This is a genomic window from Actinosynnema sp. NPDC037264, assembly GCF_055603705.1.
Genome location: NZ_JBVJVK010000004.1, coordinates 162,766 through 179,102 on the forward strand (window position 1 = coordinate 162,766; position 16,337 = coordinate 179,102).

Sequence of the window (16,337 nt, forward strand, 5' to 3'; positions counted from 1 at the left end):
CAGAAGTGAGCACTCAACCTATCGTCGTAACCTGTTCGAGTGAGGATCAGGGCCGACCACGTCGTCTGGGACTGGAACGGCACCTTGTTCGCCGACAACGACGCCGTGCTCGCCGCCGTCAACCGGGTCTGCGCGGACTTCGGCCACGCCGCCATCACGCTGGAGCACTGGCGCGAGGTGTTCAGCCGCCCGATCAAGGACTGCTACGAGCGGATGTTCGGCCGTGCGCTGACGGCGGCGGACTGGGCTCGCATCGACACCGTCTACCACGCCGAGTACCGCGCGTTGATGGACCGCTGCGGGCTGGCCACCGGCGTGCCCGACCACCTGAGGGCGCTGCGGCACAGCCAGTCGCTGCTGTCCATGTGGTTCCACGACGAGCTGGTGCCGCTGGTCGCCCGCTTCGGGCTCGGCGAGCTGTTCAGCCGGGTCGACGGACTCAAGGCCGCGGGTGACGGCGGCTCGAAGGCCGAGCACCTCGCCGAGCACCTGGCGGCCCTGCGGCTGCGCCCGCGCGATGTCGTGCTCATCGGCGACGTGGCCGACGACGCCGAAGCCGCCAGGCACGTCGGCGCGCAGGTCGTCCTGGTCGCCACCGGCACCAGCTCGCGCGCGGTGCTCGAACGCACCGGCGCACCGGTCGCCGACTCGATCCCCGAAGCCCTCGCCCACCTGGCCTGACGACGAGGGCGCCTCCCCGTCACGGGAAGACGCCCTCCGTCGAGATCAGACCACCGGAACGCCCGGGTTCAGCGCACCCGGAACGCCTGGGTTCAGACCACCGGAACGCTCGGATTCAGCGCACCGGAACGTCCCGGGTCAGAGCGCCGACGCGGCCCGCGCCAGCTCTTCGATCCGCGCCCAGTCGCCGGCCACCAGCGCGTCCTTGGGCGCGAGCCACGACCCGCCGACGCACCCGACGTTCGGCAGCGCCAGGTAGTTCGGCGCGGTCGCGGGCGTGATGCCGCCGGTCGGGCAGAACCGCAGGCCGGGCAGCGGACCGCCGATGGACTTCAGGTAGTCCACCCCGCCCGCGGCCTCGGCCGGGAAGAACTTCAGCGACGTCAGCCCGCGCTCGGCCAGCCGCATCGCCTCCGACACGGTCGCCGCGCCCGGCAGGAAGGGCAGCCCGGTGTCCTCGGCCGCGTCCAGCACCCGGTCGGTCGACCCCGGCGTGACGAGGAACGCCGCACCGGCCTTGGCCGCCTGCTCGGCGTGCTCCGGCGCGGTCACGGTGCCGGCGCCGATCACGATGCCCGGCACCTCCGCCGCCACCCGCTCGATCGCGGCCAGCGCCGCCGGCGTGCGCAGCGTCAGCTCGATCACGCGCACACCGCCGCGCAGCAACGCCTCCGCCAGCGGCACGGCGTGCTCGGCGTCGTCCACGACGACGACCGGGATGACGGGGGACAGCGCCAGCAGATCCGCCGCCGTCGCGTGAGCCGGGGCGTTGGTCACCGGGACACCTCCTGGTTGAGCTGGCCTTCGAAGTGCGAGGCCGCGATCGGTCCGAACACGCTCGCGCCCCGGTCGGCGGGCCCGATCGCCCGGCGCAGCGCGGCGAACAGCTCCCGGCCCGTGCCGGTCCACGCCTGCGCGTCCGGCGGGAAGTCCACCAGATCGCGCGCGGCCAGCTCCGCCGGGTCGACGAACGCCTCCAGCGTGCCGGTCTCGGCGTCCAGCCGCAGCACGTCGCCGTCACGCACGCGCGCCAGCGGACCGCCCACGGCCGCCTCCGGGGTGACCTGGATGGCCGCCGGGATCTTGCCCGACGCGCCGGACATCCGCCCGTCGGTGACCAGCGCGACCTTGAAGCCCCGGTCCATCAGCACGCCCAGCGCGGGCGTCAGCTTGTGCAGCTCGGGCATCCCGTTGGCCTGCGGACCCTGCTGCCGCACCACCACGACCACGTCCCGCTCCAGCTCACCGGCCTGGAACGCGGCGCTGAACGCCTCCTGCGAGGTGAACACCCTGGCGGGCGCCTCCACGACCCGGTCCTCCGGCTTGACCGCCGACACCTTGATCACCGCACGGCCGAGGTTGCCCGACAGCATGCGCAGGCCGCCGTCGGCCGCGAAGGGCTCCGACGCGGGCCGCAGCACGTCGGTGTCGAGCGAGCGCGGCGGGCCCGGTCGCCACATCAGCACGCCCTCGACCAGCACCGGCTCCTGCCGGTAGCGGTCGAGCCCGGCGCCGGCCACGGTCTTCACGTCGGCGTGCAGCAGGCCCGCGTCCAACAGGGTGGAGACGAGGAACGGCACGCCGCCCGCGGCCTGGAAGTGGTTGATGTCCGCCGACCCGTTCGGGTAGACGCGGGCCAGCAGCGGCACCACCGAGGACAGCTCGGAGAAGTCGTCCCAGCTCAGCTCGATGCCCGCGGCCGACGCGATCGCGACCAGGTGCATGGTGTGGTTGGTCGACCCACCGGTGGCCAGCAGCGCGATCACGCCGTTGACCACGGACTTCACGTCCACCACGTGCCCGATCGGGGTGTAGTCCTCGCCCCGGCTGATCTCCACCGCGCGCCGCGCGGCCTCCTCGGTCAGCGCCTTGCGCAGCTTGGTGCCCGGCGGCACGAAGCTCGCGCCGGGCAGGTGCAGGCCCATGACCTCGACCACGAGCTGGTTGGAGTTCGCCGTGCCGTAGAACGTGCAGGTCCCGGGGCTGTGGTAGGACTGCGCCTCGGCTTCGAGCAGGTCCTCGCGGGACGCCTTGTTCTCCGCGTACAGCTGCCGCACGCGGGCCTTCTCCGAGTTCGGCAGGCCGGAGCTCATCGGGCCCGCGGGCACCAGGATCGCGGGCAGGTGCCCGAACGACAGCACGCCGATCAGCAGGCCGGGCGTGATCTTGTCGCACACGCCGAGCAGCAGCGCCGAGTCGAACATCTCGTGCGACAGGGCGATGCCGGTGGCCATCGCGATGACCTCGCGGCTGAACAGCGAGAGCTCCATGCCCGCGCGGCCCTGGGTGATGCCGTCGCACATGGCGGGCACGCCGCCCGCGAACTGCGCCACGCCGCCGACGGCCCGGGCCGCGTCCTTGATCCACGCGGGGTACTCGTGCATCGGCTGGTGGGCGGACAGCATGTCGTTGTACGCGGACACGATCGCCACGTTCGGGCGACGCAGCGCCCGGAGGAGGTCTTTGTCACCGCCCGTGATCCCGGCGAAGCCATGGGCCAGGTTGCTGCACGCCATGTCGCGGCGGGCGGGGCCGTCTTGCTGGGCTTGGGCGAGTCGTTCCAGGTAGGCGGACCGGCCGGCGGCGCTGCGGGCGGCGATTCGAGCCGTCACTTCGGCGACGACGGGATGCACGCTCATGGTTCGCTGTCTCCGGTGGTGATCACGGGCCGTGGTGGGCCCGGTGGGACGACAGCGCTGGCGTCGCACGGACGGACGTGACAGCAGGCACAGTATGTCACGACACATGATCGTGACAAAAACGATTCAGATCCTGGGACGCGACTCGGGACACACTGTGGTTCTTGTCACAAGGGCTTCCGCTTGGCAGAGTCGGCACACGGATCGACCCGAGGGAGGTGCTGACCATGACGTCCTCCGAGATCGTGGAGCTGCGTCGGGCGCTTGGCCAACTGCGCCACTGCGTCGGCGGCCTGCGCGCGCGGTACGGCGACGTGGCCGCGGTGCAGAGGCTGGCCAACGACGTCGAGCGCATGGACATCGACGCGACCGAGCTGGCGGAACTGGACAGCACGCCACGGCCGCGTGAAGCGCCTCGGGTCGAGAGGGAGGTCGTCGTCGTCCCGGACACGCCGTACGACCCGAAGCTGTGGCACGACGCCGACGACGAAGGACTCGGCGGCTACCGCAGTCACCGAACCTGAGCTGAGGAGAGGACCGGGCCCCGCGTGCGAACGCGGGGGCCGCTCCCGTTTCAGGGCCGGTGATGTGTCCCAAACCACAATGTGTCCCGCACCACAACGACGTGGAACGAGGTGAGGTATGAGGGCGCAGATCGCCCAGCGCACGTTGCGCACAGACCGGTGGTGGCTACCGCCGCTGGCGACGTTCGCGGGCCTGCTCCTGATTTCGATCTACGCGGCCGTGCGGACCTTCATGGGCGACTACTACTGGGTGGACGAGTACCGCTACCTGACGCCCATGTACTCGCCGTGCCTGACCGAGGAGTGCCTGCCGAACGCGGCGCACTTCGGCCGCCTGCTGCCCGAGCTGCCGGGGTTCCTCACCCCGCCGGTGATCATCATCCCGTTCCTGCTCGGCTTCCGGGTGACCTGCTACTACTACCGCAAGGCGTACTACCGGGCGGCGTGGATGTCCCCGCCCGCGTGCGCGGTGGCCGAGCCGCACGCGAAGTACACCGGTGAGACCCGCTTCCCGCTCATCGCGCAGAACCTGCACCGGTACTTCTTCTACGCGGCGTCGCTCCTGCTGCTGATCAACATCTACGACGCGGTCTTCGCGTTCAGCACCGGCATCGGCCTGGGCAACATCGTGCTGCTGGTCAACGTCGGCCTGCTCGGCGCGTACACGCTGTCGTGCCACTCGTGCCGCCACATCGCGGGCGGGCGGCTGAAGCACTTCTCCAAGCACCCGGTCCGGTACTGGGCGTGGACGCAGATCTCCAAGCTCAACGCCAGGCACATGCAGCTGGCGTGGGCCTCGCTCATCTTCGTCTGCGTCACGGACCTCTACGTCGCGCTGGTCGCCTCCGGGACGATCGCCGACCTCCGATTCGTCAACTGAGGAGTGGTTTTGCCCGAGCTGGAACGGCATTCGTTCGACGTGCTCGTGATCGGTGCCGGCGGTGCGGGGTTGCGCGCCGCGATCGAGGCCCGTGAACACGGGATGCGCACGGCGGTGCTGTGCAAGTCGTTGTTCGGCAAGGCCCACACGGTGATGGCCGAGGGCGGCATCGCCGCGGCCATGGGCAACGTGAACTCGAACGACAACTGGCAGGTGCACTTCCGCGACACCATGCGCGGCGGGAAGTTCCTGAACAACTGGCGGATGGCCGAGCTGCACGCCAAGGAGGCGCCCGACCGGGTCTGGGAGCTGGAGACCTACGGCGCGCTGTTCGACCGCACCAAGGACGGTCGGATCAGCCAGCGCAACTTCGGCGGCCACGAGTACCCGCGCCTCGCGCACGTCGGCGACCGCACCGGGCTGGAGCTCATCCGCAGCCTCCAGCAGAAGGTCGTGTCGCTGCAGCAGGACGACCACGCCGAGACCGGCGACTACGAGTCGCGGCTGAAGGTGTTCCAGGAGTTCACCGTCACGGACCTGGTGCTCGACGACGGCAAGGTGGCCGGCGCGTTCGGCTACTGGCGCGAGTCGGGCCGGTTCGTGCTGTTCGAGGCGCCCGCCGTGGTGCTCGCGACCGGCGGCATCGGCAAGTCGTTCAAGGTCACGTCGAACTCGTGGGAGTACACCGGCGACGGCCACGCGCTGGCCCTGCGCGCGGGCGCGTCCCTGATCAACATGGAGTTCGTGCAGTTCCACCCGACCGGCATGGTCTGGCCGCCGTCGGTGAAGGGGATCCTGGTCACCGAGTCGGTCCGCGGTGACGGCGGCGTGCTGCGCAACTCCGACGGCAAGCGGTTCATGTTCGACTACATCCCCGAGGTGTTCAAGGACAAGTACGCCGACAACGAGGCCGAGGCCGACCGCTGGTACGCCGACCCCGGCAAGAACCGGCGGCCACCGGAGCTGCTGCCGCGCGACGAGGTGGCGCGTGCCATCAACTCCGAGGTCAAGGCCGGTCGCGGGTCCGAGCACGGCGGCGTGTTCCTGGACGTGTCCACGCGCCTGCCCGCCGAGGAGATCATGCGGCGGCTGCCGTCGATGCACCACCAGTTCAAGGAGCTGGCGGACGTCGACATCACCGCGCAGCCGATGGAGGTCGGGCCGACCTGCCACTACGTGATGGGCGGCGTGCAGGTCGACCCGGACACGGGCGCGTCGTCGGTGCCGGGGCTGTTCGCGGCGGGCGAGGTGTCCGGCGGGATGCACGGCTCGAACCGGCTCGGCGGCAACTCGTTGTCCGACCTGCTGGTGTTCGGTCGCCGTGCGGGCGCGGGCGCGTCGGACTACGCGGCGGGGCTGCCCGCCCGGCCGGTGTGCTCGGACGAGGCCGTCGCCGAGGCGGAGCGGACGGCCGTGGCGCCGTTCTCCGGTTCCGACGGTGGCGGCGAGAACCCGTACACGCTGCACATGGAGTTGCAGCAGGCGATGAACGACCTGGTCGGCATCATCCGCAAGGCCGAGGAGATGGACCAGGCGATCAAGCGCCTGGAGGAGCTGAAGCGGCGCGCCGCGACCCTGGTGGTCGAGGGGCACCGGCAGTTCAACCCCGGCTGGCACCTGGCGCTCGACCTGCGGAACATGCTCGTGGTCAGCGAGTGCGTGGCGCGTGCCGCGCTGCTGCGCACGGAGAGCCGCGGCGGGCACACGCGGGACGACTACCCGGGCATGGACGCCGACTGGCGGCGCAAGCTGCTGGTGTGCACGCTCTCCGGCTCCTCGGTCGAGGTGGTGGAGGAGCCGCAGATCCCGATCCGGGCGGACCTGCTGGCCTTGTTCGAGCACAGCGAGCTGCAGAAGTACCTGACCGCCGACGAGCTGGAGGGCTGACATGGGGTACCAGGGGCACTTCCGGGTGTGGCGCGGTTCGGACGAGGGCGGTGGTCTGGAGGACTTCACCGTCGAGGTCAACGAGGGTGAGGTCGTCCTCGACGTGATCCACCGGTTGCAGGCGACGCAGACGCCCGACCTGGCCGTGCGGTGGAACTGCAAGGCGGGCAAGTGCGGGTCGTGCTCGGCGGAGATCAACGGCAAGCCGAGGCTGCTGTGCATGACGCGGATGTCGGTGTTCGCGGAGGACGAGACGGTGACCGTGACGCCGATGCGCACGTTCCCGGTGATCCGCGACCTGGTCACGGACGTCTCGTACAACTACCAGAAGGCACGTGAGGTCCCCGCGTTCAAGCCGCCGAAGGGCGTGGCGCCGGGGGAGTACCGGATGCAGCAGGTCGACGTGGAGCGCTCGCAGGAGTTCCGCAAGTGCATCGAGTGCTTCCTGTGCAACAACACGTGCCACGTGATCCGCGACCACGAGGAGAACAAGGAGTCGTTCGCCGGGCCGCGGTTCCTGATGCGGGTGGCCGAGCTGGAGATGCACCCGCTCGACGAGGCCGACCGGGTGCAGGAGGCGCAGTCGTCGCACGGCCTGGGGCTGTGCAACATCACGAAGTGCTGCACGGAGGTGTGCCCGGAGCACATCAAGATCACCGACAACGCGTTGATCCCGATGAAGGAACGCGTGGCCGACCGGCGTTACGACCCGATCGTCTGGCTGGGCAACAAGCTGTTCCGCAACAAGGCCTGACACGACTTCCCTGCCCCCGCCGCATGGCAGGGGCAGGGAGCTCGGCTCACCGCCCGTGGGTCGCGGTGAAGGGGTTCAGGAGCCGTGCCCCCGTCGACGTGACGTCGTCGACGTTCCGCGTGACCAGGGTCCACCCGTGCACCAGCGCCGTTGCCGCCAACAGGCCGTCGACGACAGGCAGGGGATCGGGGACGTTGAGCCGCCCCCAAGCTTCGGCGACGTCAGCGGTGACAGGGACGATCCGGTCACCGTAGACATCGACCAACTGCCCCAGCCACCGCTCGAAGACACCGGCCTGGGCCGGGTCTCGCCGAGCCAGCCGGTCGATGCCCTGTCTGATCTCGCCGACGACCAACACGCTGAGGAACAGGTCGCTTGCGGGAACCGCCGCGAACCAGGCCGAAACGCCGGGATCCGGCGTCTTCTTGCGGATCTCCGACACCACGTTGGTGTCCAGGAGAAAGCTCACTCGTCCTCACCAAGGTCGACCGCTCGTGCAGGTGCCTGCGACCGGCTGATCTCCAGGTCGACATCGGGAGCGGACCGGAGGAACGCTTTGAAGTCCTCCCCGCCGCCTCGGAGACGTCGGTACTCGGAGATGTCGATGATCACGGCGACCTCCTCGCCGTGCCTGGTGACGAACTGCGGGCCATCGGTCTCGACCGACCTGATCAGCTCGCTGAAGCGTTGTTTGGCTTCCTGCAACTGCCAGTGTCCGTTCATCGCAGCCTCCGGTGTGCTGTCTAGACAGACTAGATGAAGTTGGTTCGGCGTGCTACCCGCCGGTCGTGGTTCGCGCTTCGGCGGGAGTGGGTCCGTCCGGCGCGAGGGCCTTGTCCGACCGCGCGGCCGCGGTCCACCGCCGCACGTCGGGGATCAGGGTGCCGAGGCCGAGCACCGCGAGCACCGCGCCCAGCCACAACGGCGCGCAGGCCGTGGTCGGCGATGAGCAGGCCGCCCAGCCACGACCCGATGAGGATGCCGGAGGTGATGAACGACCCGTGCACGGTGTTGACCAGCGCGCCGGTGTTGCCCGTGCGCTGGACGCGGGTCACCAGCGCGGGGTTCATCGTGACGCCGACCAGGCCGATGCCGAGCAGGCTCACCACGGCGGGCGCCTTCTCGTCGGCGAAGAGGGCGAAGGTGGTGAGGAAGAGGGCGTTGAGCGCCAGTCCGGCGAGCAGGGCGGGCAGCGCGTGGCGGTCGGCGAGCCTGCCGACCACGTGGTTGCCGAGGAGCGTCGCCGCGCCGTAGGCGATGAGCAGCAACGGGACCGTGCCCGTGGCGAAGCCGGTGACCTCGGTCAGGATCGGGTTGGCGTAGCTGAACGCGGCGAACGTCGCGCCGATGACGCACGTGCTGGTGGACAGCACCAGCCACAGCCTCGGCCGGACGACGGCGCGCAGTTCGGCGCGCACGGTCGTGTCGCCGCCGGCGCGGTCCAGCCGCGGCACGCCCGCGAGCGTGCCGGCGGCGGCCACGACGGTGAGCGCGGCGATGCCCCAGAACGCCGCGCGCCAGCCGAGGTGCGCGCCGAGGAACGTGGCCAGCGGCAGGCCGAGGAGCGTGCCGAGCATCAGTCCGTTGAGGACGGTCGCGGTCGCGCGCCCGCGCAGGTTCTCCGCGACCAGGGCGGAGGTCACCGAGAGCGCCACGCCGAAGAACGCCTGCGCCGCCGCGCCGGTGACGACGCGGGCGGTGACCATCACGCCGTACTCGGTGGCCGTGGCGGCGAGGACGTTGCCGGCGAGGAAGACGGCGAACAGCGCCATCAGCGCGGGCTTGGGCCGGAGCCGGAGCATCAGCACGGTGAGCAGCGGGCCGCCGACGGCCATCGCGGCGGCGAACGCGGTGATCAGGTAGCCGATCTCGGGGATGGTGACGTGCAGGCCGGCGGCCATCTGCGGCATCAGGCCGGCGACGACGAACTCGCTGGTGACCATGGTGAAGATGCCGAGGGCGAGCAGGTGGACGACACGGGGCATGTCGGGGTGCTCCTATTTTGTATTGATCTGTCCAAAACGCGGGTGCGCGTGATCGCCTTGGTCTTCCCAGGGTTGCTAGAGGGCTTGCCGGGCGGTGTCCGCGATGGCGTTCAACGTGGGGATGTCCGCGCCGCCCTGGCCTGCGACCCGGATGCCCGCGATGACGGCGTTGACGAACCGCGCCAACTCCGCCGGGTCGCGCCCGGACCTGAACTCACCGTCCCGCAGGCCGGTCGCGATGACCGCCCGGAGCGCGTCGAGCCTGCGCCGCTGGTCGCGCTCGACCAGTTCGGCGGCCTCGGGGTCGCGCCCGGCCAGCTCCACGGTCGTGTTGACGGTCAGGCAGCCGATCCCGCGATCGTCCCGCCGGTTCTCCACCTCGCCCGCGATGATCGCGTCGAACAGGTCGCGCAGGCGTCTGCCGGGCGACCGCGTCTCGTCTTCGAGCAGCGCGATCTGGTTGTCGGTCATCAGCTCGGTGTAGCGGACGAGGGCGCGCTTGAAGAGCTCGTGCTTGCTGCTGAAGGTGTTGTAGATGCTGCTGCGCCCCAACCCGGTGGCGCGGCACAGGTCTTCGGTGGACGTGGCCTCGTAGCCGTTCGCCCAGAACGTGCGCATGGCGGCGTCGAGCGCCTGCTCCTCGTCGAACTCCTTGGGTCGGGGCACGGGGGAGACGTTAGCAGGTTTTGGAACCTCCCGTACAAAACCGGGGTGCGCCCGGATCGGCGCACGAGTCCCACCGGCACGACGCGCATGTTCGCGCCGCAGCCCTTCGAGGAGGCGCCGGTGGCTTCCCGCCACGGCAACCCGGCGGCCAACCTCTCGCACGCCTGCGAGCACGTCATGCCGGGCGCGCGGTTGTTGTCCGGCGACTCCCACCACCGCGCGAAGTGCTCCCGCAACGCGTCCGCGATACCGTCCCGCCCACGCCGTAGCGGTGCTCGATCTCGGCGACGTCCATGAACTCGGTGGGCGCACCCAACGCGTCGCCGAACGCCAATCCCGACAACGCGCCACTGGCTCTCGTCACGGCCGCATCGCAGGTGCGGACCGTGTTGGCGGCGTGGAAAACCGGTGCTGTCCGAGGCCTGCCGCGTGCCGGTCAGTCAGCTCGCTGAAGTGGCTGTGAGCAGATCTGACTCGACTCACAGCCACTCAGCGCGGCGTCAGTGGTTGACTGGCGCCTCCGTCACGAACTACTTCTTCGCGGGGGTCTGTGCCAACGTGCTGGCTGCAGCCGACTTCTCCGCTTTGGTCGACGACGGGTCGCCAAGCACCTTGCCGGCATTCGACGCCGCCTTCGGGCCGGTCTGCCCCTTGCTGCTCGGCGCCTGGGAAAGCGCGCTGGCCGCTGCCGACTTCTCGGCAGCCGTCGACTTGGGGTTCGACAGCACCTTGCTTGCCTTCGAGGCCGCGTTCGGGCCGGTCTGACCGCGGTTGCCGCGAGTCATGGCTGTCACATCCTTGATTCTCGATTTGTGATCGCAGCCAGACCGTGGTCGCATAGTGGTTCTCACGCCGCAGTCGCGACCTCGGTCTGGCTGCACCGAACGCCCGGCCCTTCAGAGGCCGGGCGTTCGTCGTTCCGGCGCCTCTTGCGCCGGTACGTATCGCACATGAGGGCTGGGACGCAGCGGTCCCAGCCCTCATGTCGCTGTTGAGTTGTGATCAGCGCGTCACCGCACGTCGAACGATCAGCTGCAGCCCGAGGTGGAGCCGCAGCCCTCGCACAGGTAGCACGAGCCGGCCGGGCGCATCTTCGTGCCGCACGTCATGCACAGCGGCGCGTCGGCGGCCTTGCCCAGGTGCAGTTCGAGCAGTTCCGTGGAGCTGCCGACCCTGACGTCCTGTGGCTTGGACTTCTTCTCCTCCGGCGCCGGCGTGGTCGAGGTGGCCGGAGCCGCGTCGACCGACGTGCGCAGGCCCTCCAGGTCCACGTCGCCGTTGCCGTAGTCGGACGAGACCTGCGCGGTGCGCTCGTCGGCGGTGAAGATGCCGAGCTGCGCCCGCTTCTCGAACGGCAGGTAGTCCAGCGCCAGGCGGCGGAACAGGTAGTCCAGGACGCTGGTCGCGATGCGGACGTCCGGGTCGTCCGTCATCCCCGCCGGCTCGAAGCGCAGGTTCTGGAACTTCGAGACGTAGAACTCCAGCGGGATGCCGTACTGCAGGCCCACCGAGATGGACATGGAGAACGCGTCCATCACGCCGGCCAGCGTCGAGCCCTGCTTGCCCAGCTTGACGAAGATCTCGCCGAGGCCGTCGTCCGGGTACGACCCGGCGTGCAGGTAGCCCTCCGCGCCGCCGACCGTGAACGACACCGTCTGCGACGGGCGCTTCTTCGGCAGCCGCTTGCGCACCGGGCGGTACTCCACGACCGTCTCGGTCTTGGCCTCCACCGCCGAGGACGCCTTGGCCGACTTGCCCGCCGACAGCGGCTGGCCGACCTTGCAGTTGTCGCGGTAGATCGCCAGCGCCTTCAGGCCGAGCTTCCAGCCCTGGTAGTAGATCTCCTCGACCTCCTCGACGGTCGCCGTCTCCGGCATGTTCACCGTCTTGGAGATCGCGCCCGAGATGAACGGCTGCACCGCGGCCATCATCCGCACGTGGCCCATCGGCGCGATCGAGCGGTCGCCCATGGCGCAGTCGAACACCTCGTAGTGCTCGGGCTTGAGGCCCGGCGCGTCCACCACGTGGCCGTGCTCGCCGATGTACTCGACGATCGCCTCGATCTGCTCCTGCTGGTAGCCCAGCACCTTCAGCGCCCGCGGCACGGTCTGGTTGACGATCTGCATCGAGCCGCCGCCGACCAGCTTCTTGAACTTCACCAGCGCCAGGTCCGGCTCGATGCCGGTGGTGTCGCAGTCCATCATCAGGCCGATGGTGCCGGTGGGCGCGAGCACGCTGGCCTGCGCGTTGCGCCAGCCGTTGCGGGCGCCGATGCGCTGGCACTCCTGCCACGCCTTGGTCGCGACCTTCTGCACCGCGCCGTCGTTCGCGTGGTACGTGCGCAGCATGTCGTTGGCGGCCGAGTGCTTGCGGATGACCCGCTGGTGACCCTCGGCGTTGCGGGCGTAGCCCTCGTACGGGCCGACGATGCCCGCCAGCTCGGCGGACCGCTTGTACGCCACGGCCTGCATCAGGGACGTGATCGCGGCGGCCAGCGCGCGGCCACCCTCGGAGTCGTACGCGTGACCGGTCGCCATGAGCAGCGCGCCCAGGTTCGCGTAGCCGATGCCCAGCTGGCGGAACGCGCGGGTCGTCTCGCCGATCGCGGGCGTCGGGAAGTCCGCGAAGCAGATCGAGATGTCCATCGCGGTGATGATCAGCTCGACGGACTTGGCGAACAGCTCCGCGTTGAACGTGCCGTCGTCGGAGAGGAACTTCATCAGGTTCAACGACGCCAGGTTGCAGCTGGAGTTGTCCAGGTGCATGTACTCCGAGCACGGGTTCGAGGCCGTGATCCGGCCCGACTCCGGCGTGGTGTGCCAGTCGTTGATCGTGCCGTCGTACTGGATGCCCGGGTCGGCGCACTCCCACGCGGCCTGCGCCAGCTTGCGGAACAGGTCCTTCGCGTCGACGTGCTCGATGATCTCGCCGGTCTGGCGGGCGCGCAGGCCGAACTGCCCGCCGTTCTCGTAGGCGTGCATGAACTCGTCCGACACGCGGATCGAGTTGTTCGCGTTCTGGTACTGCACGGACACGATGTCCTTGCCGCCCAGGTCCATGTCGAACCCGGCGTCGCGCAGCGCGCGGACCTTGTCCTCTTCCCGCGCCTTGGTCTGGATGAACTCCTCGACGTCCGGGTGGTCGACGTCCAGCACGACCATCTTCGCCGCACGGCGGGTCGCGCCGCCGGACTTGATGGTGCCCGCGGACGCGTCGGCGCCGCGCATGAACGACACCGGGCCGGACGCCGTGCCGCCGGAGGACAGCAGCTCCTTCGACGAGCGGATGCGCGAGAGGTTCAGGCCCGCGCCGGAGCCGCCCTTGAAGATCAGGCCCTCCTCGCGGTACCAGTTCAGGATCGACTCCATCGTGTCGTCGACCGACAGGATGAAGCAGGCGCTGACCTGCTGCGGCGAGCTCGTGCCCACGTTGAACCAGACCGGCGAGTTGAAGCTGAACACCTGGTGCAGCAGCATCCAGGTCAGCTCGTGCTCGTAGATCTCGGCGTCCTCGGCGGTGGTGAAGTAGCCGTGCTTGACGCCCGCCTCGACGTAGGTCTTCACCACGCGGTCGATGAGCTGGCGCAGGCTGTGCTCGCGCTGCGGCGTGCCCACCGCGCCGCGGAAGTACTTGCTGGTGACGATGTTGGTGGCGTTGACCGACCAGAAGTCGGGGAACTCGACGCCCCGCTGCTCGAAGTTCACCGAGCCGTCGCGCCAGTTCGTCATCACGACGTCGCGGTGCTCCCAGGTGACCTCGTCATAGGGGTGCGTGCCCGCGGTGGTGTAGACGCGCTCCACCTTCAGCTTGGCGTTCTTGTCCCCCGCGCCGTTGCGGGCGGCCGTCTTCTTGCTGGAGCCACCGACGGTCTCCGTCATTCCGACTTCCTCATTCCGTTTCACGAGTTCTCGACGTCCGATGCGCGACCCACGTCCGGGCTCCCCCCGTCCGAGCCGGTCAGGCGCAGTTGTCTTGCGTCGCGTCCGCTCAGTCGTCCGTGAGCTGGGCGGTGCGAAGATCGGCGATCTCCTTCTCGAAGTCCTCGACGGACGAGAAGGAGCGGTAGACGGAGGCGAACCGCAGGTAGGCCACCTCGTCCAGGTCGCGCAGGGGGCCGAGGATGGCCAGGCCCACCTCGTGGCTCGGGATCTCGGCGTTGCCGCCCGAGCGGATGGACTCCTCGACGCGGTGCGCGAGCTGTTGCAGGGCGTCCTCGTCGACCGGGCGGCCCTGGCACGCGCGGCGCACGCCGTTGACGACCTTGTCGCGGCTGAACGGCTCGGTGACGCCGGAGCGCTTGACCACCGCGAGCACGGCTTCCTCCACGGTGGTGAACCGGCGACCGCAGCTGGAGCAGGAGCGCCGGCGGCGGATCACCTGGCCCTCGTCGACCTCCCGCGAGTCGACCACACGAGAGTCGGCGTTGCGGCAGAACGGGCATCGCACGGCTGGTCTCCCCTCCTCCGCGCAGCATCCATCGCGTTAGCCCTCATGGCGGGGAATACCCCAACCTGTGGACTAACTACGTTGGTGTAACCACTAGATGTAGGGGTCAACCTATGCCCGGACCCTACTGCTCCGCAACTCAACACGCGTGTCCCGGACCACTCGATGGGAGGAACGCGCGCTGGGCGACGCACCGGTCACGGACCGCCCTCGGACCCGTCGCAGGTCACCGCCGATTCGCGAACGCAAACGCGCGGGTCGAACGCTCGCGCCCACCGCGTCGAACGCTCAGGACCCCCGAGTTCACCGTTCCGGATGTTGAAACTCGGGGGTCCTGAAGGTTCGACGCGCGCGAGGGGGAGGGGTCAGGGGGTGCCGTGGGGGACGACCAGGGACTGGCCGGGGACCACGTCGGTGCCGGGGAGGGAGTTCAGCTCGCGGATGCGGGAGACCACGGCGTCCGGGTCGCTGGCGGGTGCGCTGCGTTCGGCCACGTCCCACAGCGACTCGCCCACCTGGACGTGCACGACGTTGGTCCGTTCGGGGACGGTGGTGGCGCCGGAGGTGTACAGGAAGAGCAGGCTCAGCAGGCCGGCGAAGACGGCCGCGACCGCCGAGTACGCGACGAACTGGACGGCGGGGTGGCGCTGCGGCCGGACCTCGCAGGCGACCGGCTCGGGCGCGGTGCGGCGCACGGCGAGCGGGCGGGGGCGGGTCGACGGGCGGCGGTTGTCCTTATCGTGTACGTCGAACCGGCGGAGGACCCGTGGTCCGGGTCGCAGTCCCGCGCCGAGTGCGACATCCTCGGCACCGGCGCCGTCGACCAGTTCGAAGCTGTTACGGGTGCCAATGACCACCGCCATGATGTCCTCCAACGCAGGTCATCCGATCATGATCGAACCTGTGTTCGATCGAACGTCCGTGCGAATGTGTACCACTTCGCCGGGCGAAATCGCTAGGACACGCCGAGGTTTACTTCGAACAGGTGTTTGATCTGGACACGGAACGCGACTACCGTCCACAAGTGAAGATCGTCGGAGAAGCCGGCCTGGGCAATCGGGACCGGTGAGGAGGAAGCACCGTGGCACGCAAGACCAGCGAAGACCTGCGCACCGCCGATGTGCCCTCCGCGCCCGAACCGGCGGACATCGCGGGCAACGCCGGGCTCACCCTGCGCCAGCGCAAGGTGCTCGACGTGATCCGCGACTGGCTCGACCGGTTCGGCTACCCGCCCAGCGTGCGTGAGATCGGGGAGGCGGTCGGCCTGACCTCCACCTCCTCGGTCGCCCACCAGCTGCGCGCGCTGGAGCGGAAGGGGTACCTGCGTCGCGACCCGAACCGGCCGCGCGCGGTGGGCGTGCTGCCCGCCGAGATCGTGACCGGCCTCGACCCGGCGTCCAAGCCGACGCCCGCGTACGTGCCCATGCTGGGCCGCATCGCGGCCGGTGGGCCGATCCTGGCGGAAGAGGCCATCGAGGACGTGTTCCCGCTGCCGCGCGAGATCGTCGGCGAGGGTGACGTGTTCCTGCTGAAGGTCGTCGGCGACTCGATGGTGGACGCCGCCATCACCGACGGCGACTGGGTGGTCGTCCGCCAGCAGCCGACGGCGGACAACGGCGAGGTGGTGGCCGCGATGATCGACGGCGAGGCCACCGTGAAGACGTTCAAGCGCAAGGAGGACGGGCACGTGTGGCTGATGCCGCACAACGCGGCCTACCAGCCCATCCCCGGTGACGACGCGTCGATCCTGGGCAAGGTCGTCGCCGTCCTGCGCAGGCTCTAGGCGGGCACTGGCGGGGGGGGGGGGGGGGGGGGGGGGGGGGGGGGGGTGGAGGAGGGACGACCAAGAAAAAAAGAGCCCATGCGCTGCCGCAC

Annotated in this window: 17 protein-coding genes and 1 pseudogene; 7 read left to right on the plus strand and 11 right to left on the minus strand. The window is 69.7% G+C overall.

The window, feature by feature from the left end; translation table 11 throughout:
- The first annotated feature begins 39 nt into the window (after window positions 1-39).
- Entirely contained in the window at window positions 40-681 is a 642-nt protein-coding gene (locus tag ACZ7GX_RS07055; RefSeq protein WP_498773760.1) for an HAD family hydrolase, read from the plus strand.
- A gap of 138 nt (window positions 682-819) precedes the next feature.
- Here ACZ7GX_RS07055 and eda read toward each other — a convergent pair whose 3' ends face one another.
- Window positions 820-1,458 (minus strand): bifunctional 4-hydroxy-2-oxoglutarate aldolase/2-dehydro-3-deoxy-phosphogluconate aldolase, encoded by a 639-nt coding sequence (gene eda / locus ACZ7GX_RS07060; RefSeq protein WP_498773762.1) that lies wholly within the window; start codon window positions 1,456-1,458, stop codon window positions 820-822.
- Window positions 1,455-3,320: a phosphogluconate dehydratase gene (gene edd / locus ACZ7GX_RS07065; RefSeq protein WP_498773764.1), complete on the minus strand. Its 1,866-nt coding sequence runs from the start codon at window positions 3,318-3,320 to the stop codon at window positions 1,455-1,457. Before edd ends, eda begins: the two co-directional genes overlap by 4 nt.
- 227 nt (window positions 3,321-3,547) lie before the next feature.
- Between edd and ACZ7GX_RS07070 the strand changes: the two genes are divergently transcribed.
- From ACZ7GX_RS07070 to ACZ7GX_RS07085, 4 genes are all read left to right on the plus strand, one after another.
- Window positions 3,548-3,844: an Rv0250c family protein gene (locus ACZ7GX_RS07070; RefSeq protein WP_498773766.1), complete on the plus strand. Its 297-nt coding sequence runs from the start codon at window positions 3,548-3,550 to the stop codon at window positions 3,842-3,844.
- Between the two features lie 118 nt (window positions 3,845-3,962).
- A complete protein-coding gene (gene sdhC / locus ACZ7GX_RS07075) occupies window positions 3,963-4,724 on the plus strand; it encodes a succinate dehydrogenase subunit SdhC (protein WP_387488424.1) in 762 nt (253 codons plus the stop codon).
- A 9-nt stretch (window positions 4,725-4,733) separates the two neighbouring features.
- The gene (locus ACZ7GX_RS07080) at window positions 4,734-6,611 is read left to right on the plus strand and encodes a fumarate reductase/succinate dehydrogenase flavoprotein subunit (protein WP_498773769.1); all 1,878 of its coding nucleotides are present in this window, start codon (window positions 4,734-4,736) and stop codon (window positions 6,609-6,611) included.
- Window position 6,612: 1 nt separating this feature from the next.
- Window positions 6,613-7,365, plus strand: a complete 753-nt coding sequence (locus ACZ7GX_RS07085; protein WP_498773771.1) for a succinate dehydrogenase/fumarate reductase iron-sulfur subunit — start codon at window positions 6,613-6,615, stop codon at window positions 7,363-7,365.
- 46 nt (window positions 7,366-7,411) lie between these two features.
- Here ACZ7GX_RS07085 and ACZ7GX_RS07090 read toward each other — a convergent pair whose 3' ends face one another.
- From ACZ7GX_RS07090 to ACZ7GX_RS07115, 6 genes and pseudogenes are all read right to left on the minus strand, one after another.
- Window positions 7,412-7,834 (minus strand): type II toxin-antitoxin system VapC family toxin, encoded by a 423-nt coding sequence (locus ACZ7GX_RS07090; RefSeq protein ID WP_498773773.1) that lies wholly within the window; start codon window positions 7,832-7,834, stop codon window positions 7,412-7,414.
- Window positions 7,831-8,088: a type II toxin-antitoxin system Phd/YefM family antitoxin gene (locus ACZ7GX_RS07095; protein WP_498773775.1), complete on the minus strand. Its 258-nt coding sequence runs from the start codon at window positions 8,086-8,088 to the stop codon at window positions 7,831-7,833. Before ACZ7GX_RS07095 ends, ACZ7GX_RS07090 begins: the two co-directional genes overlap by 4 nt.
- Before the next feature lie 29 nt (window positions 8,089-8,117).
- On the minus strand, window positions 8,118-9,350 hold the full coding sequence (locus ACZ7GX_RS07100; RefSeq protein WP_498773777.1) for an MFS transporter: 1,233 nt from the start codon (window positions 9,348-9,350) through the stop codon (window positions 8,118-8,120).
- Between the two features lie 75 nt (window positions 9,351-9,425).
- Window positions 9,426-10,016, minus strand: a complete 591-nt coding sequence (locus ACZ7GX_RS07105; RefSeq protein WP_498773779.1) for a TetR/AcrR family transcriptional regulator — start codon at window positions 10,014-10,016, stop codon at window positions 9,426-9,428.
- A 74-nt stretch (window positions 10,017-10,090) separates the two neighbouring features.
- Window positions 10,091-10,264, minus strand: a pseudogene (locus ACZ7GX_RS07110) (ADP-ribosylglycohydrolase family protein); the annotation flags it as partial.
- Window positions 10,192-10,380 carry an ADP-ribosylglycohydrolase family protein gene (locus ACZ7GX_RS07115; protein ID WP_498773781.1) on the minus strand — a complete coding sequence of 63 codons (189 nt, stop codon included), beginning with the start codon at window positions 10,378-10,380 and terminating at the stop codon, window positions 10,192-10,194. The pseudogene ACZ7GX_RS07110 and the gene ACZ7GX_RS07115, both read right to left, overlap by 73 nt.
- Before the next feature lie 44 nt (window positions 10,381-10,424).
- On the opposite strand from ACZ7GX_RS07115, the gene ACZ7GX_RS07120 reads away from it, so the two are divergent.
- Entirely contained in the window at window positions 10,425-10,781 is a 357-nt protein-coding gene (locus tag ACZ7GX_RS07120; RefSeq protein WP_498773783.1) for a hypothetical protein, read from the plus strand.
- A gap of 263 nt (window positions 10,782-11,044) precedes the next feature.
- Here the strand turns inward: ACZ7GX_RS07120 and ACZ7GX_RS07125 are convergent, their stop codons facing one another.
- The 3 genes from ACZ7GX_RS07125 to ACZ7GX_RS07135 all read right to left on the minus strand — a co-directional run bounded on the left by ACZ7GX_RS07125 (window position 11,045) and on the right by ACZ7GX_RS07135 (window position 15,325).
- The gene (locus ACZ7GX_RS07125) at window positions 11,045-13,894 is read right to left on the minus strand and encodes a vitamin B12-dependent ribonucleotide reductase (protein WP_498773785.1); all 2,850 of its coding nucleotides are present in this window, start codon (window positions 13,892-13,894) and stop codon (window positions 11,045-11,047) included.
- 109 nt (window positions 13,895-14,003) lie between these two features.
- Window positions 14,004-14,462: a transcriptional regulator NrdR gene (gene nrdR / locus ACZ7GX_RS07130; RefSeq protein WP_033437157.1), complete on the minus strand. Its 459-nt coding sequence runs from the start codon at window positions 14,460-14,462 to the stop codon at window positions 14,004-14,006.
- A gap of 365 nt (window positions 14,463-14,827) precedes the next feature.
- The gene (locus ACZ7GX_RS07135) at window positions 14,828-15,325 is read right to left on the minus strand and encodes a LysM peptidoglycan-binding domain-containing protein (protein WP_498773788.1); all 498 of its coding nucleotides are present in this window, start codon (window positions 15,323-15,325) and stop codon (window positions 14,828-14,830) included.
- 242 nt (window positions 15,326-15,567) lie between these two features.
- On the opposite strand from ACZ7GX_RS07135, the gene lexA reads away from it, so the two are divergent.
- Window positions 15,568-16,245, plus strand: coding sequence for a transcriptional repressor LexA (gene lexA, locus ACZ7GX_RS07140; RefSeq protein ID WP_238598522.1), 678 nt, complete (start codon window positions 15,568-15,570; stop codon window positions 16,243-16,245).
- The last annotated feature ends 92 nt before the right edge of the window (window positions 16,246-16,337 follow it).